The 19,267-nt window shown below is 62.8% G+C and carries 16 protein-coding genes and 1 pseudogene; 9 read left to right on the top strand and 8 right to left on the bottom strand.

Annotation, left to right across the window (positions count from 1 at the left end; genetic code table 11):
• Window positions 1-20: 20 nt before the first annotated feature.
• Entirely contained in the window at window positions 21-1,094 is a 1,074-nt protein-coding gene (locus tag M3A49_RS08170) for an alkene reductase (protein ID WP_266228242.1), read from the top strand.
• Window positions 1,095-1,173: 79 nt separating this feature from the next.
• Here M3A49_RS08170 and M3A49_RS08165 read toward each other — a convergent pair whose 3' ends face one another.
• The 7 genes from M3A49_RS08165 to M3A49_RS08135 form a co-directional block, all read right to left on the bottom strand.
• Window positions 1,174-2,349, bottom strand: coding sequence for an aromatic ring-hydroxylating oxygenase subunit alpha (locus tag M3A49_RS08165; RefSeq protein ID WP_266228241.1), 1,176 nt, complete (start codon window positions 2,347-2,349; stop codon window positions 1,174-1,176).
• Window positions 2,350-2,358: 9 nt separating this feature from the next.
• The gene (locus M3A49_RS08160) at window positions 2,359-3,132 is read right to left on the bottom strand and encodes a siderophore ferric iron reductase (RefSeq protein ID WP_266228240.1); all 774 of its coding nucleotides are present in this window, start codon (window positions 3,130-3,132) and stop codon (window positions 2,359-2,361) included.
• Window positions 3,133-3,134: 2 nt separating this feature from the next.
• Window positions 3,135-5,027, bottom strand: a complete 1,893-nt coding sequence (locus M3A49_RS08155; RefSeq protein WP_416338931.1) for an IucA/IucC family protein — start codon at window positions 5,025-5,027, stop codon at window positions 3,135-3,137.
• Between the two features lie 21 nt (window positions 5,028-5,048).
• Window positions 5,049-5,648, bottom strand: coding sequence for a GNAT family N-acetyltransferase (locus tag M3A49_RS08150; RefSeq protein ID WP_266228239.1), 600 nt, complete (start codon window positions 5,646-5,648; stop codon window positions 5,049-5,051).
• On the bottom strand, window positions 5,638-6,861 hold the full coding sequence (locus tag M3A49_RS08145) for an MFS transporter (RefSeq protein ID WP_266228238.1): 1,224 nt from the start codon (window positions 6,859-6,861) through the stop codon (window positions 5,638-5,640). The genes M3A49_RS08150 and M3A49_RS08145 overlap by 11 nt, the downstream gene beginning before the upstream one ends.
• A complete protein-coding gene (locus M3A49_RS08140) occupies window positions 6,858-8,213 on the bottom strand; it encodes a lysine N(6)-hydroxylase/L-ornithine N(5)-oxygenase family protein (protein ID WP_266228237.1) in 1,356 nt (451 codons plus the stop codon). Before M3A49_RS08140 ends, M3A49_RS08145 begins: the two co-directional genes overlap by 4 nt.
• Before the next feature lie 475 nt (window positions 8,214-8,688).
• The gene (locus M3A49_RS08135; RefSeq protein ID WP_266228236.1) at window positions 8,689-9,156 is read right to left on the bottom strand and encodes a YaiI/YqxD family protein; all 468 of its coding nucleotides are present in this window, start codon (window positions 9,154-9,156) and stop codon (window positions 8,689-8,691) included.
• A 187-nt stretch (window positions 9,157-9,343) separates the two neighbouring features.
• On the opposite strand from M3A49_RS08135, the gene arcD reads away from it, so the two are divergent.
• Complete coding sequence (arcD, locus tag M3A49_RS08130; protein ID WP_266228235.1) at window positions 9,344-10,807, top strand: arginine-ornithine antiporter; 1,464 nt, start codon at window positions 9,344-9,346, stop codon at window positions 10,805-10,807.
• 28 nt (window positions 10,808-10,835) lie between these two features.
• On the opposite strand, the gene M3A49_RS08125 is transcribed toward arcD, so the two are convergent.
• Entirely contained in the window at window positions 10,836-11,426 is a 591-nt protein-coding gene (locus M3A49_RS08125; RefSeq protein WP_266228234.1) for a dimethylsulfoniopropionate lyase, read from the bottom strand.
• 28 nt (window positions 11,427-11,454) lie between these two features.
• Here M3A49_RS08125 and M3A49_RS08120 point away from each other — a divergent pair.
• From M3A49_RS08120 to M3A49_RS08090, 7 genes and pseudogenes are all read left to right on the top strand, one after another.
• A pseudogene (locus M3A49_RS08120) lies at window positions 11,455-11,859 on the top strand (2Fe-2S iron-sulfur cluster-binding protein); the annotation flags it as partial.
• A 569-nt stretch (window positions 11,860-12,428) separates the two neighbouring features.
• A complete protein-coding gene (locus M3A49_RS08115) occupies window positions 12,429-13,718 on the top strand; it encodes a quaternary amine ABC transporter ATP-binding protein (RefSeq protein ID WP_266228233.1) in 1,290 nt (429 codons plus the stop codon).
• Complete coding sequence (locus M3A49_RS08110) at window positions 13,715-14,596, top strand: ABC transporter permease (protein WP_028203873.1); 882 nt, start codon at window positions 13,715-13,717, stop codon at window positions 14,594-14,596. Before M3A49_RS08115 ends, M3A49_RS08110 begins: the two co-directional genes overlap by 4 nt.
• A gap of 80 nt (window positions 14,597-14,676) precedes the next feature.
• Entirely contained in the window at window positions 14,677-15,558 is an 882-nt protein-coding gene (locus M3A49_RS08105; RefSeq protein WP_266228232.1) for a glycine betaine ABC transporter substrate-binding protein, read from the top strand.
• A gap of 99 nt (window positions 15,559-15,657) precedes the next feature.
• A complete protein-coding gene (glyA, locus tag M3A49_RS08100) occupies window positions 15,658-16,953 on the top strand; it encodes a serine hydroxymethyltransferase (RefSeq protein WP_266228231.1) in 1,296 nt (431 codons plus the stop codon).
• 73 nt (window positions 16,954-17,026) lie between these two features.
• A complete protein-coding gene (locus M3A49_RS08095; RefSeq protein WP_266228230.1) occupies window positions 17,027-17,914 on the top strand; it encodes a dihydrodipicolinate synthase family protein in 888 nt (295 codons plus the stop codon).
• Between the two features lie 9 nt (window positions 17,915-17,923).
• The gene (locus tag M3A49_RS08090; protein ID WP_266228229.1) at window positions 17,924-19,255 is read left to right on the top strand and encodes an NAD(P)/FAD-dependent oxidoreductase; all 1,332 of its coding nucleotides are present in this window, start codon (window positions 17,924-17,926) and stop codon (window positions 19,253-19,255) included.
• The last annotated feature ends 12 nt before the right edge of the window (window positions 19,256-19,267 follow it).

Below are 19,267 nucleotides of genomic sequence, written 5' to 3'. Positions count from 1 at the left end.
AACCAGTCGAGGTGATCATCATGAGCAAGCTTTTCGAATCCGTGCGCGTCGGGCGTTACACGCTGCCAAACCGCCTGGTCATGGCGCCCATGACCCGTTCGCGCGCGCTGGCCGACGGCACGCCCGGCGAACTGGCCGCCGAGTATTACGCCCAGCGCGCGAGCGTTGGCTTGATCGTCACCGAGGGCACGCAGCCTTCGGAAGATGGCCAGGGCTACATCACGACCCCAGGCATTTATAGCGACGCGCATGTCGCCGGGTGGAATAAAGTCACCTCGGCTGTGCATGCGAGAGGCGGCCATCTCTTCATCCAGCTCATGCACGCCGGCCGCATGTCGCATCCTGACAATACGCGGCACCACCGCGTGGGCGTCGCGCCTTCCGCTATTGCGCCGGGCACGGCCATGTTCACGGCCAGCGGCATGCAGGACATTCCCGTGCCGCGTGCGTTGACCATCGAGGAAATCCGCCGTACCGTCCAGGACTTCCGTACCGCCGCCCGCCGCGCGGTCGATGCCGGCGCGGACGGTGTCGAAATCCACGGCGCGAATGCCTATCTGGTTCAGCAGTTCTTCGCGCCGAGCGCCAATACGCGTACCGACGAATACGGCGGCCTGATTGAAAACCGCGCACGCTTTGCGCTTGAAGTCGCGGCCGCCATTGCCGGGGAAATCGGCGCGGACCGCACGGCCATCCGCCTCTCGCCGGGCACGACGCTGTGGGGCATCGACGAGGGCGCGCAAGGCGCCGATCTTTACCACTATCTGGTGGCCGAACTCGACAAGCTGGGGCTCGCCTATCTGCACATCGCGCATCAGGGCGACGAGGCGCTGCTGGGTGCCATTCGCAAGCTGTGGAAGGGCGCGTTGATCGTGAACCGGGCCGGCCGCCCGCGCGAACAGATTGGCGCCGATGCGGCCACGGGGCTGGCGGATCTGGAGTCCTACGGTCAGATGGTGCTGGCGAATCCGGATTTCGTCACCCGCCTGCAGCGCAACTCGGCGATGAACGCGGCGGATCGCAACGGCTTCTTTGGGGGCGCCGCGCAAGGCTATACGGACTATCCCAGCCTGAGCGAAGTGGCCGACGCCTGACGCGGCGAGCAGGCGCGGGGCGTGCGTTGCATTCGCCGCGCCAATGCGAAACCGCCTGCCTTGCGCGGTTTCGCATGGCTCACCCGAGCGGTCCCGCGAGGGCGCGCCGATACCACGCATGGAAATGGCGCATGCCGTCTTCGAGCGGCGACTGATACGGCCCGGCGTCGCTGATGCCGCGCCGGTGGAGCCGCAGTCGTCCCGCGTCCATGCGCTCGGCGATCTCGTCGTCCTCGATCATCGTCTCCAGATACGCCGCGCGCTGGGCTTCGATGAATTCGCGTTCGAATGCCGCGATTTCTTCCGGGTAGTAGAACTCCACCACGTTGAGCGTTTCCTGCGGACTCTTCGGATATAGCGTCGAGACCACGAGAACGTGCGGATAAAGCTCGATCGTCTGCGTGGGGAAATACGCGAGCCAGATGGCGCCGAACTCGGGCGCCTCGCCGCCGCGATAATCGAGCAATCTATCGTGCCACGCGCGATAGATTTCCGAACCCGGCTGCGCAAGCGCGGCGTGCACGCCCACGCGCTGCATGCTGTACGTCTCGGCGAATTCCCAGTCTAGCGTTTCGCAGGTCACGAAGCGTCCGAGCCCCGGGTGGAATGGCGCGACGTGATAATCCTCCAGATAGACTTCGATGAACGTCTTCCAGTTGTACCGGCAGGTATGCGTTTCCACGTGATCGAGCACGTACTCGGAGAAGTCGAACTCCGGGCGGGCGAACACGCGTGCCATGTCGCGCGCGGGCTCGCGTGGCCCTTCGTAGAGCAGGCCATGGCAATTTCGCAGTTCGAAACGTTCGAGATTGCGGCACGGTTTGCGCTCGAACTCGGGCGCGCCGATCAGCTCGCCGCCAGGGGTGTACGTCCAGCGATGCAAGGGACACACGATGTTGCCGCCGCTCGCGGCGAGATTGCCTTGCGCAGGGGCGCCGCCGGTCGCAGCGACTTTGCCGGCCATGCCGCCGAGCATGAGCGCCTGGCGATGGCGGCAGACGTTCGAGAGCAATTGCACACCGTGCTCGCCGCGCACCAGTACGCGTCCGCCTTCGTCCTGCGGCAGGTGCCGCCAGTCGCCGCGCTCGGGCACCGACTGTTCGTGGCCCACGTATAGCGCCGAGTGCGCGAAGATACGCGCCATCTCGCGCTCGAACAGCGCCTCGTCGAAATAGGCGCTCGCGGGCAATTGCCCGTGCGCTTCCTCCGTATCGGGCGGCAGCGCGAGATGCGCGAGGTCACTGATATCGTTCATCGGTCGGTTTCATCCTGTTTCGTGTTGCGCGTTCAGGCGCACGATGCGTTCGTGCTGTGCGAGCCGCGGGCAGGTGCTGCAGAGTTCGCCGTCGCGGCGGCGATAGTGGTAGCAACAGGTGCGGCGCTCCAGCGCGAGCGCGCTCGCGCCGTCCGTGCGCGAGAACGGGAAATAGCCTGAGCAGCCTTGCAGGCCGAGCGCCGCGAGCCACTGCCGGCCATGCGCCTCGACCTGGGCGTCGCTCCATTCGGGCCGCGCCTTGCGTGCTGCAAGCAGTGCGGCTAGCACCACGTCGGCTTGTGTACCGCGCGCCGATGCTGGATTCAGGCGGATCACCGGCATCAACTCGTCGTGCATCTGCTCGCAGCACGAGACGATTTCGCGCGCGGCGTGCGCGATCAACGCGTGCATGTCGCCCTGCGCCGGTTCGTGATCGCGTATGCGGACCTCGCGGGTCCAGCCCTCGGCAACGGGCTGCGCGATGTCCGCCAGCGACAGCGAGACGCCAGCCGCATGCACCCCGATCACGCTCAAGTAGAGCGGTTGCCAGATCAGGATGCCCCAGCAGCGCGACGACCAGTAAGGGCGGCCCGCTTCGGGATAGGTGCGCGACCAGAAGGCCAGGAGCGCATCGAGCGCAGCGCGATTGGCGCCGCCGCTGGGCGGTGCCGGGCGCGTATGCACGATGCCTTGCGCGGGGCGCGCGGCTACCACGCCCTGCAACCCCGGCACGAGCCGCGCGGCGAGATGCAGCATGTCGTCGAGCGCGCAGTTCGCCGCCATGCTTATGCCGCGACCGCTTCGGCGCTCATGCCACTAGCCTGCGCGGCGTCTCGCGGCACGCCGCGCCTGCCTGCCAGCGGATTGCGCAGATTGCCCGCCATCTTCAGATTGCCCGCGGGATCGGCGAGATTGACCATCTGCAGGTTGTTGCCCAGTTGCAGACGGTTCAGGCAAGAGTGCAGGAACTCGGGCGCGAAGAGGTCGTATTCGGCGTATTTGCGCGCGAGTTGCGGGTGCTCGTCCTGATAGCGCGCGACGCAGCGCGCCACGGTGTTCCAGAACACGTCTTCCGTGCAGCAACCGTGCTCGACGAGTATCTGATTCATGTAGCGGAAAAAGCCGTCGAACACATCGATGAAGATCGCGAGCAGCTTGACGCGCTCGGGCACGTCCACGGCGAGGCGCTTGACGTTTTCCGGCAGCGGCGCGTCCTTGTTGAGGATGGCAGATTCTTCCGCGATGTCCTTCATGATCGCGTGCACAGGCACATGGTTTTCGAGCACGAGGATGAGATTCTCGCCGTGCGGCATGAACACGAGATCGTGCGCGTAGAAGCAATGGACGAGCGGCGCCAGATACGCCTGCATGTAGCGCTCGAGCCAGGCTTGCGTCGTGAGCCCCGAAGCTTCGATCAACGCGGGCAGCAGCGCCGCGCCATGTCGGTCCGTATGCAGCAGCGCGGCCATGGTCATGAGCCGCTGGCGGTCGCCCGCGAGCCTGAGTGGATTCTCGCGCCAGAGCGCCGAAAACATCTTCTTGTAGGGGCTATCCACCTGGACGGCCGTTTCGTAATAGCGATTGCGGAAGCCGATCGACGCGACTTCGCGCAGGATGGTGAACCCTTTGTCCTGCAGATACGGATCGCTCGCCACGAGGCCCTTGATGAAGTCGTTGATGGCGGGCGTGCCCGACATGTAGTACGGCGAGAGTCCGCGCATGAAGCCCATGTTGAGGATCGAGAGCGACGTCTTCACATAGCGCTTCGAACGGTCAGAGAGATTGAAGAACGTGCGGATCGACTGCTGGGCCTGATAACGGTCCTCGCCGAAGCCGAGACAAATGATGCGGTTGGTCGCGACGTAGCTCGCAAACGCGATCGAAAGTTTGTTGAACCACTGCCACGGGTGCGCCGGCATCAGCCGATAATCGGCAAAGTCCACGCCGCGCGCTTCGACGAACGAGCGAAAGCGCGCGATGGTCTCCACGCCCAGTTCTTCTTCCATGAGCTGTTCGTAGTCGAGGTCGGCGGCGCTGTGGAACGCGGCGTTCTCCTTGTGCACGGCGAGCCAGACGATCTGGAGCGGTGAGCCCGCCTCGGGCGCGAACGCACGATAGTCGCCCGCGTCGAAGCCGAGCCTGCCGTTGTTGGCGACGAAGCCCGGATGGCCTTCGCTCATCGCGGTTTCGATCGCCTGAAAATCGGCATCGAGCAGTTCGGCCGTGTCCGGGCCGTCTTTCACCGCTTTGTAGGCCGCGCCATACAGGGTGCTGCTGATTTCATCGAGGTAAATGGGCAGCATCTCCTCCTTGATGCCAAGCCGCGCTTTCACGTCGAGAATGAAGGCGAGCGCGTCGAGCGGTTGCGGCGCGCCGTCCTGCGAGCACACGATGGTTTCGGCGCGAATGCTCCAGTGGCGCAGCGCGAGCAGGCGCGCATCGAAGGTGTAGACGCGTGTGCCGTCGTCGGATTCCAGCGCATAGCGCGCGTAGTGCTCGCCGGGCGCATCGCCCACGCGCTGCGGCTCGACGATCAGTTCGTGCGCGTACTCAGCAATGGCCTTGCGCACCAGCATGCGGTTCGCGCGCTGCCACACCTCGGGTGTGAGGTGGGCGGTAGCCTCGTGGGGCGTGAGGGGAACATGTTGCATGGAAGCCTGAGTTGCGACGTGATTCATGATGCGATGTCCTTATGGAATTTAGTGATCCTGCTTAATGGCAGCGTAAAAAGCGGCTCGTGTGCAGAACGCGAGCGAGGCGGTCTTCTCGCGAAACGCGACGTCCTTCGTATACACGAAGCCCATCGCGCGATTCAGCGCGTGGATGCGTGCGTTACGCGCATCTGGCTCGACGACGACGCGTTGCGCGTCAAGGTGCTCGAACAGGAACGCCATGAGTGTTTCGAACACGTGGTGCGTATAGCCGGATGTTCGCCTGGCAGCGGGGCCGACGAACAGATGCATGCCGAGGTCGCCCGCGCGCACGTCGTAGTGCTCGCCGATCTCTTCGTGGGCCGGGTCGTAGCTTTCGAACAGGAAGGCGGGTACGTCATCCTGCAAGCCGAGCCAGGCGCGCGCGTGCCCCGAGTCCTCGATCGCCTGATAGAAAGCGGCCACGTCCGCCACGCTCTTGTCGCGCATGTTCCAGAAGGCGGCGCGTTCTTCGATGAACCAGCGGTGCAGCGCGGGCGCGTCGCATTGCGCGTCGAGCGGGCGGATGTGAAAGGCCTCGGCTCCGGCCATGCGTCCAGCCGGGACATGACGCAGCGCGATTTCGTCGGCAGCGATTTCAGTTCGCACGGGCGGTGACTCCTGTTTCGGTAATTGGGTTGGAAAGGGCGGCGTCCTGGGCGCGCGGCCCGGCGAGCAGCCAGACGCTCGCGAACGCCGTGAAAACGAGGCCCACGGACGCCACGAAGAACGGCGCACGCAAGCCGGCTTCGTCGACAATGGCGCCGGCCGCGAACGAGGCCAGCAGCACGCCAAGGTTCTGGAAGAAGTTAATGACGCTGTAGTCGGCGGCATACGAGGCGGGCGTGCTCAGTGCGAACATCGTCACGTCGAGCTTCACGACGATCTGGAACAGCGCCCAGCCGAACATCACGCGACCCACCACGATCCACAGCGGCGCCTCCACGCCTTGCAGCAGCATGCCGGCGGTGCACAGCAGCAGGTTCGCGAGCATGTGGTCGGGCACTCGCTTGCCCTGCGTGGCGAGGCGCTTGTTCAGGCGCAGCGCGACGAGCGCGACCATGCCGGGTATGGCAAACACGAGCCCTGGAACCAGCTCGCCAGGCGCGTGGGTGACCGCTTGCCAGTACGACGCCATGAACGGTCGGATGAGATACACGCAGAAGTCGAACGCGAGCATGAGCAGTGCGAGGCGCAGGATCGGCATGCGCGCACGCAGACCCGGCTTGACGTGTGCTTCATCGGCATCGCCCGCGAACCGGCAGCGCCGCGCAATGCCATGCGTGCGGATCAGCGCAAGGCAGATCGCCATCTGTACGAAGTCGCCGGCGGCCATCGCGAAGATGCAGTGATGCGCGTCCCAGACCTGCATGACGAAGCCGCCCGCCACCGCGCCCGCAATCGCGCCGAAGTGCACCACCACCGAAAGCACGCCGATGGTATGCGCATGCGATTCTTTCGCTTCGAGCCGCATCATGTACGGGTACATCAGCAGATAGCTGCTTTTGCACATGAACATTGCGAGCGAGAGCACCCAGAAGAGCGGCACCGTCGCCGCGAAATAGCTCGCGAGCGAAAGCACGCCCGCGGCGCACTGCGTATAGACGAGCAGATGCATGGCGTCGAGGCGCTTCGCAATGCGCGCCCAGAGCGGCAGCGTGAGCATCACGACAATGGAGATGAACGCCACGTAAGCGCCCGCATGCACGGGGCTCGTGACGCCATAGCGCGCGGCGAAGAACTGCGGGTAGAACGGAATCAGGATCGCATCGCTGACGACGGCGAAGGTCGTCATCAGGATGATCGTGCTGCGCAGCTTCATTGCGCCTCCAGCGGCATCTTCACGAACGCTTCCGTGTCGGGCACCGAGAAGTCCTGCAGCGCGATGCGCCGCTCGATCTTGTAGTGCTCCACGCCGGTCAGCTCGCGCAGAATGCAGGAGTTGCGATAGCAGCTCATGCCGAGGTCGGGGTTGGTGAGGCCGTGGCTGTAGAGCCCCGCGTTTTGCACGAAGATCTCGCGCCCGCTCACGTCGATCGCGTAGTTGCGCGAGAGCCGGTAGCGCCCCTTGTCGTCCCAGCGGATGCGGGCGCGAATGCCGTCGATGAAGCCGGGTACGTTCTGCCCATAGCCGGTCGCAAAGATCGCGCCGTCCGTGACATGGGTGTACTGCACGCCCTCGTCGCGCTGCACGAAGCGCAGGTGAAAGCAGTCGTCGATGCGGTCGTGATGACAGGCGCTCAGCTCGGAATTGGTGATGAGACGCGCGCTGTTGCTGCCGCGGCTGCGGCGGTCGTCGAGCAGGTCGTAGATCTGGTTGATGAGCGAGGCGTTCACGCCTTTGTAGAGGCTGTCCTGCTTGGCGATGATGTTTTCTCGCACGCCGTCCGGCAGGTTATAGAAGTAGTCGATATAGTCGGGCGAGATCATTTCCAGCGTGAGCTTCGTGTTCTCCATCTGGAAAAAACGCGGCGAACGCGTGATCCACGTGAGCGTGTAGCCGTGCTCGTCGCTTTCCTTGAGCAGGTCATAGAAGATCTCGGCTGCGCTCTGGCCGCTGCCGATCACGGCGATCGAACGATTTTGCTGCAGCTCGGCTTTACGCGCCACGTAATGCGCGCTATGGATGCAGCGCTCGCGCAGTTCGCCGCAGCACGGCGGCAATTGCGGCACGGAACCCACACCGATCACGAGGCGCGCGGCGCGATGCATGAACCGCTGGCCGGTGCGCACGTGCCGCCCGCGCACCACGTAATGACCTTGCTGCGCGTCGTATTCAACGTGCTCCACACTCGAGCCGAACGCAATGCTCGACAGCTGGCCGATGGCCCATTTGCAGTAGCGGTTATATTCGGCGCGGCTCAGATAGAAGCGCTCGCGGATGTAATACGCATAGAGCTTGCCTTCTTGCTTGCAGTAATTGAGGAAGCTGAACTTGCTTTGGGGATCCGCGAGGCTCACGAGGTCGGCAAGAAATGGGTTTTGCAGCGTGGTGTCGTCGATCAGCATGCCCGGGTGCCAGTCGAAGTCCTCGTTGCGTTCGAGGAATAGGCCGCGCAGAGCGCGGATCGGATCGGCCAGGCAGGCGAGACTCAGATTGAACGGTCCGAGGCCGATCGCCACGAAGTCGAGCACGGGCGAGGGCGGACCTGGTTTGACATTAGTTGTACTCATGATTGAACTTTCACCTGGAGCGGAAAGGACCATGTCGGGTTACCTCATCGAAGGACGAAGACGGCGAGAAAGCTCACGAGGCGCAACCGCGCAACCGTTTGCGCGGGCGGTGGCGTTTCGATGCGAATGAGAGTGATTCGCGTTTGATGATCATAGGAAAGACGCCGCCCAATGGCAAGAGCGAAACGCATGGCGGTGAGGAGACCGAACTATCGTGCCTGCCCAATACGCATCATGGCCGGCATGCGCGATCGGCGGCAAAGTCCGGCTGCGCCGGGGCGGGCGGGGGATCGGCTACTTTCGGGAAACAGCGGAGTTAGCAGTCGCGCCGCCCCAATTTTGGCGTCAAATCATCTGATAAAAAACCCTGTGCGCGACAGGGGTTAGCAGCACACAGTGAATATTTCGGCTCTAATCGCGCGCGATTCGCGTGTGCGGGGCCACGACGATCCCAAACGTCTTGCGCTTTGAGCCATCACTCAGTCTTGCGCGGCGGCGGACTATGCCGCGCGAGAAATCGATCGAACTGGCCGGCAAACGCCTTGCTGTCACGCGCGCTGAACGGCGCCGGACCGCCCGTTTCGATGCCTGCATTGCGCAGTTGATCCATCACGTCGCGCATCGTCAGCCGTTCCTGAATATTTTCGCGCGTGAACCAGTTTCCGCGCGGATCGAGCGCCTGTGCATTCTTTTCGAGCACCGCGGCGGCAAGCGGTATGTCGGCGGTAATCACGAGGTCGCCCGGCTCGACCAGTTCGACAATGCGGGCGTCGGCCGCGTCGAATCCCGCCGGCACCTGAATCGACTTGATGAAGGGCGACGGCGGTGTGCGCAGATATTGGTTTGCCACCAGCGTCACCTGGACTTCGGCACGCCGCGCGGCCCGAAACAACATATCCTTGATGACGGCGGGGCAGGCGTCAGCGTCGACCAGCACTTGCATGTAGATATTCCCGGCACAGTAAAGCGCGATCATATCGCAATGCCGGCGATGCGCCGCGCATTGCACGACGTTTCCAGTCGTTTCCGGATGCACTGCGTTTTCCTTGCATTTGCCTGCATTCCTGCCAACATTGATTTCGCAATGGAGCCGGATGCCCCCGACCTGACACTGCGAAGACGGAGCGGATATGAGCGACGCCACCCACGGGTTCGATGCCGCCGGGGAACACAGGGACACAAACGGGCTCCGACTGGGCGCGCTCGTTGCCCTTGTCGTGGGCTCGATGATCGGCGGCGGCATCTTTTCGTTGCCGCAGAATATGGCCGCATCCGCCGGTGTGGGCGCCGTTCTGATTGGCTGGGTCATTACGGCCTTCGGCATGCTGGCCCTCGCGCTGGTATTTCAGACGCTCGCCAACCGCAAGCCGAATCTCGATGGCGGCGTCTACGCTTACGCCAAGGCCGGATTCGGCAATTACATGGGCTTCGCCTCGGCCTGGGGCTACTGGATCAGCGCGTGGCTCGGCAACGTCGGCTACTACGTGCTGCTATTCAGCACGCTCGGGTATTTTTTCCCCGTCTTCGGCGAAGGCAATACGTTACCCGCAATCGCCTGCTCATCGGTGCTGCTGTGGAGCGTGCATTTTCTGGTGCTACGGGGCATCAAAGAGGCGAGCTTCATCAATCAGATCACGACGATTGCGAAGATCGTTCCGCTCGTCCTTTTCATTCTCATCTGCCTACTCGCGTTTCGGCTCGATGTCTTCTCGGCCGATATCTGGGCGCGCTCGAATCCGGCGCTGGGCGGTGTGCTCGATCAGGTCCGGAACATGATGCTCGTCACGGTCTGGGTGTTCGTCGGCATAGAGGGGGCGACTGTTTTTTCGGCACGCGCCGCGGACCGCAAGAGCGTCGGCAAGGCCACGGTGATCGGATTTTTCGTCGTGCTTCTCGTGCTGGTGCTCGTCAACGTGCTGGCGCTCGGCATCATGACGCAGCGTCAACTTGCCGGGCTTAAGAACCCCTCGATGGCGGGCGTGCTCGAACACGTTCTCGGACATTGGGGTGTCGTGCTGGTGAGCGTGGGGCTCGCCATTTCGCTGGCTGGCGCACTGCTTTCGTGGGTCATGCTGTGCGCGGAGATTCTGTTCTCGGCCGCGCGCGACCGCACGATGCCTGCCTTCCTGCGCAAGGAAAACGCAAGACAGGTGCCGGCCAACGCGTTATGGCTGACCAACGGCATGGTGCAGATGTTTCTGCTCATCACGCTGGTGTCTAAAGGCACCTACCTCTCGCTGATCTATCTCGCCACCTCGATGATTCTCGTGCCTTACTTCTGGTCGGCGACCTATGCGTTACTGCTCGCCATTCGCGGCGAGACTTACGAACTGTCGCAAAAGGAGCGCCGCAGGGATTTGATGATTGCCGCGGTTTCCGTGCTCTACGCGGCCTGGCTGCTTTATGCGGGCGGGGTGAAATACCTTCTCCTTTCGTCACTGCTTTACGCGCCGAGCGTCGTCTTGTTCGCCAAGGCGAGGCGCGAGGCCGGGCAGCACGTGTTCACGCATCTGGAGAAAATCGTTTTCGCAGCCGTGCTCGTGGCCGCGGTCGTGGCGGGCTACGGCTTGTATCGCGGGCTGCTGAGCCTTTGATCGGGCGGCCGATAATCGAAAAGTGCGCTCATACCAGCAGGCACCACAGCGCGAGGAGCGGGGTGGTACCCGCGCGCATGGCGTGCAGGCTGTTGGGCGGATTGTGCAGGCCGCCGCCGATGCCCGGATCGAACCAGTCTCCATCACGCTGGCGGAATTCGCCTGCGCTGAGCAGCACATAGGCCTCTTCAGGGGGATGTTGATGATCGGGGTATCGCGTGTGCGGCGCGAGCAGCGAAAACCCTAGCTGCACGTCGTATCGGCTTTCCATGCCGCCGGGGCCGCAAATCATGCCATTCACGTGCTGCTCGACATAGTCCTGGCTTCCATTCGCTCCGGACGTTCGCCGCTGCCAGCCGATAGCGGGTTCGAGCGTTTTGACAGCGCGGGCCGCGTCGCCGAGACGGGTCGAGTCAGCAAGCAGCGGTGCGAGCGATGCATCGAGGAGATCGCAGGCGGGATAGCGTTCGCGGTTGCGCTTGCCGTCGTCGGACGGTTGTTCGAGACGCTCGAATACTTTCGCGGCCATCTGGCGGCCAGCCTCCGGCAAGGCTGGCGCCTGAAACAGCGTTCGGGCAACGCGAATGAAATGCTCGAGGTTCTGATGCCGCTGATACATGGGGGCTCCGGTAATTGCGTTGCCGCGCTATGCCGACGCTTCCAGAAAGATGCTCGCGGACGGCGGCCATGACCCCGCCCGCTACCATCAGGAAAGCTTCAACTTCGCGCAGACCGTGGACTGTGGTGAAGCGCCAGTCGCTGAGGCCAGCGCCGCACCGGCCGCGCAGGCCGGCTTTACGGTGCAGCTGGCGCGCTCGGGCCGCTCGTTCACGATGGACGCCTCGCAGACCGTGCTCGTCGCCGCGCGTAAGGCCGGTGTGCCCTTGCCATCGTCATGCAGCCAGGGCATATGCGGGACCTGCAAGACGAAGGTGCTCGAAGGCTCCGTGGACATGAAGCACAACGGCGGCATTCGTCCGCGCGAAATCGAGAAGGGGTTGCGGTTAATGTGCTGCGGCCGCCCGACTTCAAACCTGGTACTCGATTTGTAGCGGGACGACTGCAGTCTGAATGGCTTCGGCAGTCGTTCAGCCTGAATTGAAATACGCCAATGCCCCGTCGTGCTCCGCAGTGCGTTGCGTGGCGCGCCGGGGCATTTCGATTTTGTCGTCTGAGCTTTCGCCTGATTCCCTCGCAGCTTCCTGCATTTTCCTGGTAGTTTCCCTGACTCAATCGCCCTCAGGACTTTCCCTTGTTCGGTACGGCGCGCGCCGTTTCCCGTTCATTGCCCAAACGCGGCCATTCCCGCCACTCGATTGCCCGCAAAGCCGCAACCTATATAGGGTCCACGCGCCTCTCGCCTATTCGCTAAACGTTTCATTGCTCACCTGGCGCCTCGCACGCATTACCAAAGGTATGGGAAAGGGCCGAAAAAATGTAGCTGGAGCGCGCAATTTGGATTGCTACGCTGCAATCACTGCATCAACGGCCGCGCCAGAACCGAAACCGCCGAAGTATTGGATTCGAAGCCGGGATGCTAGCTGAATCGCCACGCTAGAACTTCAGGTCGTACCGGAGTTCGCCAGCGCCAATTTTTTGAACCAGCCAGTTGGGATGACAAATGGCCCCTCATCTGACGTTCGCACCGGGCGACGCGTTGCCGCCAGGCGCAATCAACACAGCGGGTACGCCTTCGGTGGCCCGGCCCATTGCCATATCAGGCACCGACATTCTGACGGTCAAGAACCTGTCGAAGATCTTCGGCCCGAAGCCCGAGGTTGCCGCGCAACTGGTCAAGCAGGGCCTGGGACGCGATGAGGTCTTCAAGCGCACCGGCAACATGGTGGCGGTCAACGACGTCAGCCTCAACGTGAAGGCCGGCGAGATCTTCGTCATCATGGGACTCTCGGGTTCCGGCAAGTCGACGCTCGTACGGCTGCTCAATCGCCTGATCGAGCCGACGTCCGGCCAGGTCGTTCTCGAAGGGCGCGACATTGCGCCGATGTCCACGCCCGAACTGCGGGAAGTGCGCCGCAAGAAGATGGCGATGGTGTTCCAGTCGTTTGCGCTGCTGCCGAACCGCTCGGTGCTCGACAACATCTCGTATGGCCTGGAAGTCGCGGGCATGAAGAAGTCCGAGCGCTATGAAATCGCACGCACTGCGCTTACGCGCGTGGGACTCGGCTCATACGAAAAGCTTCTGCCCAGCGAACTCTCGGGCGGCATGCAGCAGCGGGTCGGTCTTGCGCGCGCCCTGGCGGTCAATCCTGCCGTGCTCCTGATGGATGAAGCCTTCTCGGCGCTAGATCCGCTGATCCGCTTCGAAATGCAGAGCGAACTGCTGCGGCTCCAGAAGGAGGAGCAGCGGACCATCGTCTTCATTTCGCACGATATCGAAGAGGCCATCAAGATCGGCGGCCGTATCGGCATCATGAAGGACGGCTGCCTGATTCAGGTCGGCACGCCGGCCGAACTGATCCAGTCTCCGGCGGACGACTACGTGCGGGACTTTTTCCGTCACGTCGACGTGTCGCGTTTCCTCAAGGCTGAGAGCCTGCTGACCCGCGTCGAGCGCGGACTGATTTCCGGCGACGTGGGCGCGCCCGCAGAGCGCTACCTCAATCAACTGATCGATAGCGGCGCCGAGTGCGGTTACGTGTGCGATCAAGCCGGCCGCTACCAGGGCTGCGTCACGCCCGCGTCGCTGCACAAGGCGGGTGCCCAACCCCTGCGCGAAGCGTTGCTCAAGGACTTGAGCACGGTCTCGCTGGACACCGACCTGCACGAACTCTCCGCGATCGCACTGAGCCAGCAACACGACGTGCCGGTGACGGACGCGGCAGGCAAGCTCGCGGGCGTCGTGTCGTGCCGAACGATACTCAAACAGGTTATGGAGCGGAGGGCAGCATGAATTCGTCAGTCATCGGCAAGTTCGCAGAGAACGCCGTCAATTTTCTTTTCAATCACTTTCAGGGCGGATTCAACGCGTTTTCCGCGGCGCTGGGCGCAGTCGTCAAGCTGCTCGAAGACGGCCTCGGGGCGATTCCCTTCGTCGCAATGCTCGTCTTTCTCGTGGCGTTCGCATTGTGGCGCCGTGGGATCGCCTTCGCGGTGTTCGTCGGCATTGCGCTGCTGCTCATTCACTACATGGGGCTGTGGCCGCAAACGGTCGCGACGCTCGCGCTTGTCGTCGCCGCGACGGTTTTCAGCCTCATCGTCGGCGTGCCGCTCGGCATCTGGGGCGCGCGCAACAAGCGGGTCGAACTGATTCTGCGCTCGCTGCTCGATTTCATGCAGACCATGCCGGCGTTCGTTTATCTGATTCCCGCTGTGATCCTGTTTGGCCTCGGCCGCGTGCCTGCCGTGATCGCGACCGTCGTGTTCGCCATGCCGCCCGTGGTGCGGCTCACGACGCTCGGCATCCGTCAGGTCCGCGAGGAATTGCTGGAAGCGGGCCGCTCGTTCGGCAGTACCGACGCGCAGCTGCTCTGGAAAATCCAGTTGCCGAATGCATTGCCGTCCATCATGGCCGGCGTGAACCAGACCATCATGATGTCGCTTTCGATGGTCGTGATCGCCTCGATGATCGGCGCGGGCGGGCTCGGCGAGTATGTGTTGAGCGGCATCCAGCGGCTTGACATCGGCATCGGCTTCGAAGGTGGCCTCGGCGTCGTGCTGCTGGCCATCGTGCTGGACCGCCTGACGGAGACGTTCGGCGTGAAGTCGAAGAAGAGGAGACCCGTCACGAAAGTGGGCAAAGCTGGCACCACCGAAGCGGCGCATAGCTGACTAGCCGGATGCCTGTCTGAAATCACAGGCAGGTCATCCGTGACGAATGGATAGTTTCAATATAAATACGGAGTACTAACATGCTTAGCGATATTCTCAAATCATTCATGACGAAGGTTGCGCTATCGGCGGTCGTCGCCATGAGTGTCGGCGTCGGGTCTGCCGTGGCGGCGGAGCCGATCAAGCTGGCGATCACCGACTGGGCCGACGTTCTCGCCACGGCCAACGTTGCCAAGTACGTGCTCGAAGCGAAACTGAATCAGCCGGTCAAGTTCGTCAATGCGGACATCGGCATTCAGTTCCAGGGCGTGGCGCGCGGCGACCTCGACATCATGGTGGGCGGCTGGCTGCCGGTGACGCACGCCGTGTACTACGCCAAGTACAAGAACGATATGGACGACGTCGGCGTGATCTACACGGGTGGCCGAAACGGCTGGGCCGTGCCCGCCTACGTGCCGGAGTCCGAAGTGTCGTCGATTTCGGATCTGAACAAGCCGGGCGTCAAGAGCAAGCTCGACGGCACGATTCAGGGCATTGGTCCGGGTTCCGGCCTGATGCAGGCGTCCGAGAAGTCGGTTCAGGCTTACAACCTGAATGGCTACAACCTGCAGTCGTCGAGCGAAGCCGGGATGCTCGCTGCCGTGTCGCGCGCGTATCAAACGAAGCAGTGGGTCGTCGCCACGGTCTGGAGCCCACACTGGCTCTGGCAGAAATGGCAGATGCGCTATCTGAAGGACCCCAAGGGCACGCTGGGCGGCGAAGAACAGGTCCACGCGTTCGCGTCCAAACAGTTCGCCACCAAGTTTCCCCGCGCCGATGTGTTCTTCAAGCACTTCAAGCTGACGCTGGCTGACGTCGAAGCCATCGAACTCGAAGGCAACAGCACGAACGACTATGCGACCGCCGCGAAGAAGTTCGTCGACGCACACCCGGACAAGCTGAAAGCCTGGCTGCAGCAGTAACCAGCAGGTTCGTATTCACGGGGGCAGGAAAGGCCCGCTGCCCCGACGATTCATGTTCCAGCAGGGCCTGCTTGACACGAATACTTCCTGGAGTGACCTGTGAGCGAAAACTCGTGCTTCTTTTCTGAAACGCTCCAGAGCCGTGACCCGGTCATTGCATCGGAGATCGCGCTCGAATTGCGCCGGCAACAAACGCAGATCGAATTGATCGCTTCCGAAAACATTGTTTCGGCGGCGGTGATGGAGGCGCAAGGGACGGTGCTGACCAACAAGTATGCCGAGGGTTATCCGTCGAAGCGCTATTACGGCGGCTGCGAGCACGTCGACCGCATCGAGGCGCTCGCGATCGACCGCGTGAAGGCGCTGTTCGACGCCGGGTACGCCAATGTGCAGCCGCATTCCGGCGCGCAGGCAAACGGCGCCGTCATGCTCGCGCTGGTCAAGCCGGGCGACACGGTGATGGGCATGTCGCTGGACGCCGGCGGCCACCTCACGCATGGCGCGCGGCCGGCGCTTTCCGGCAAGTGGTTCAATGCCGTGCAGTACGGTGTGAGCCCGCAGACGTATCGTATTGACTACGACGCGGTGCGGCGGCTCGCGCAGGAGCATCGGCCGAAGCTCATCATCGCGGGCTATTCGGCGTATCCGCGCGCGCTCGACTTTGCGGCTTTCCGCGAAATCGCGGATAGCGTCGGCGCGCTGCTGATGGTCGACATGGCGCATATCGCCGGCATCGTCGCGGCCGGCCGTCATGAAAACCCGATCAAGTACGCGGACGTGGTGACGTCGACCACGCACAAAACGCTGCGCGGCCCGCGTGGCGGCTTCATCCTGACCAACAACGGCGACCTCGCCAAGAAGATCAATTCCGCCGTGTTCCCCGGCTTGCAGGGCGGTCCGCTCATGCATGTCATCGCGGGCAAGGCGGTGGCGTTCGGCGAAGCGCTGCGTCCGGAGTTCGCGGGCTATATCGACCGCGTGCTGCGTAATGCCGAGGCGCTCGGCAATGTGCTGCAATCCGGCGGGCTCTCGCTCGTCACGGGCGGCACCGACAACCATCTGCTGCTCGTCGATCTTCGTTCCAAACGCATTACGGGCACGCAGGCCGAGAAAGCCCTCGAGCGCGCGGGCATCACCTGCAACAAGAACGGCATTCCGTTCGACACGGAAAACCCGACCGTGACTTCCGGCATCCGTCTTGGCACGCCGGCCGGTACGACGCGCGGATTCGGCACCGCTCAATTCGAGCAGATCGGCGAAATGATTCTCGAAGTGCTGGCGGGCCTCGAGCGCGAGCCGGGCGGCGATGACCATGTCGAGCGCGCCGTGCGTAGCCGCGTGCGGGATCTGAGCAACCAGTTTCCGATTTATTCGCACGCCGACGCTCTGGCATGAGCCCGGTGCTCAGCGTGCGAATGCAGTGAAGACCCGTTTATCTGTTTGAAGATTACTGAAGAGAGGAATCGAAATGAGCTTCGAGGGCGTACATACTCCGCTGGTCACACCGTTCAAGGAAGACGGTGAAATCGACCATGCCTTGCTCGGCAAGCACGCAGCGAATCTCGCAGGCCGCGTATCGGGTCTCGGGATCGGTGGCACCACCGGCGAATACTATGCGTTGAGCTTCGAGGAACGCGTCAAGACTTTCAACACCGTTGCCGAGGCGGCGGGTGGAAAAACGTATCTGACCGCGGGCATCAACGCGACCACGACGAAGGAAGTGATCCGCCTGGGCCTCGAGGCCAAGCGTGCAGGTTTGTCGTCGCTGCTGGTTGCCGCGCCGTACTACGCGCAGCCGACGCAGGATGAACTGCTCAGCCACATGCTGAAGGTAGACGACGCGCTCGACATGCCAATCATGCTGTACAACTTTCCGGCCCGCACGGGAACGGAAATCAGCGATGGCGTGCTGGCAACGCTGCTCGAGCGTCCGAACTTCATCGCCATGAAGGAGAGCACGGGCGATATTTCGCATCTGCATCATCTCGTCACGCACTTCAAGGACCGCCTGGTGCTGAGTTGCGGCATGGACGACCAGGCGCTCGAATTCTTCGCGTGGGGCGCGAAGAGCTGGGTAGGCGGCGCCTCCAACTTCCTGCCGGAAGCGCACACGGCGCTGTTCGACGCGTGCGTCAAACAGAACGATTTCGTTCTGGGCCGCAAGCTGATGACACAACTGTTGCCGGTGCTCGAACTGCTCGAGCGCAGCGGCAAATTCATCCAGTACGTGCGCTACGGCTGCGAACTGGTGGGGCTGCCGGTTGGCGTGGCGCGTGCACCGCTCGGCTCGCTCACGCAAGAGGAGCGCAGCGCGTTTGCGCAGCTTGTGAAACCTCTCATTCGCAACGCCCAGTAATCACTGAAAATGGTCTCGAACCTGGAATTCGCGCGGTTTCCTGCTCCAGATGGCGTCAACGCATGGTGGGAGAGTCTCCCGCCGGCGGGGCCTGCCAGAAGCGTGTCGTCGGAGCATCGATACGACTGGGTCGTTGTGGGCGGAGGCATCACCGGGCTTTGCGCCGCTCGCCGGCTTGCCGAACTGGCGCCCGATGCGTCGATCGCGCTCGTCGAGGCCGATCGCATCGGGCGCACGACGGCCGGACGCAATTCCGGATTCTTCGTCGACTTGCCGCACGACATCAGCAGTGAAAGCTATTCGCGCAGCGTGGCGGAGGACAAGGCCGACGTGCGGTTCCAACGGCACGGGATCGACTACGTGCGTTCGATCGTACGGCAACACGACATCGACTGCGATTGGCGAGACGAGGGGAAATTCCACGCCTCGGTCAACAAGAAGGGGCTCGACGCGCTCTCGCACTTTGCGCAGGGCCTGACGCGCATCGACGAAGCTTTCGAATGGCTCGATCAGGCGGCCATCCGCAAGGTAACGGGCACGGACTTTTATCAGGGGGCGCTATTTACGCCGGGCTGCAGCACGGTGCAGCCGGCTGCGCTCATGCGCGGCCTCGCGGCCACGCAGCCGGAAAACGTCACGGTCTTCGAGCTGAGCGCCGTCACCGAAATCGAGAATCGCAACAATGAAAAAGTTCTACATTTCGCTAGAGGAAAGATCGTCGCCAAACAGGTGATTCTGTGCACGAACGCTTATGCGGCGACGTTCGGCATCCACCCGAATGGCTTGCTGCCCGTCTACACATTTGCATCGATGACCCGCGTCATGAACGCCGGCGAGGTTGAAAGGCTGGGCGGAACGCGGTCGTGGTCGCTGATCCCGGCGGATCCCATGGGCACGACCGTGCGCCGTCTAGATACGGACCGTATTTGCGTGCGCAACCATTTCGCGTTCAGGCCGGGACTGCAGGTGTCCGACGCCGATCTCGCGAAGGCGAAAGCGCTGCATCAGCGCTCGTTCGACCGTCGATTCCCCATGCTCGATGGCGTCGAACTGGAGTACACGTGGGGTGGTCCACTATGTCTCTCGGCGAATAACGGCGCGCTGTTCGGCCGGCGCGACGATGGAATTCTGGAAGCGGTGGGCTGCAACGGGCTCGGGCTGAGCAGAGGATCGTCGTCGGGCAAGCTGATCGCCGAATACGCGCTTGGCCAGACCAACAAGCTTGTCCACCAGCTTCTGAACCAGCCCCATCCGCGCTCGCTGCCGGTTCGGCCCATTGTGGACATGGCGGTGTCGGCCACGATCTGGGCAAAGGAAATGTCGGCGGGCGCCGAGCTTTAATTAACCAAGGAC

This window comes from Paraburkholderia sp. CNPSo 3076 (genome assembly GCF_026343935.1).
Lineage (GTDB): Bacteria > Pseudomonadota > Gammaproteobacteria > Burkholderiales > Burkholderiaceae > Paraburkholderia > Paraburkholderia nodosa.
Note: the sequence above shows the minus strand (reverse complement) of the source record. Positions and strands in the feature narration are given on the sequence as shown.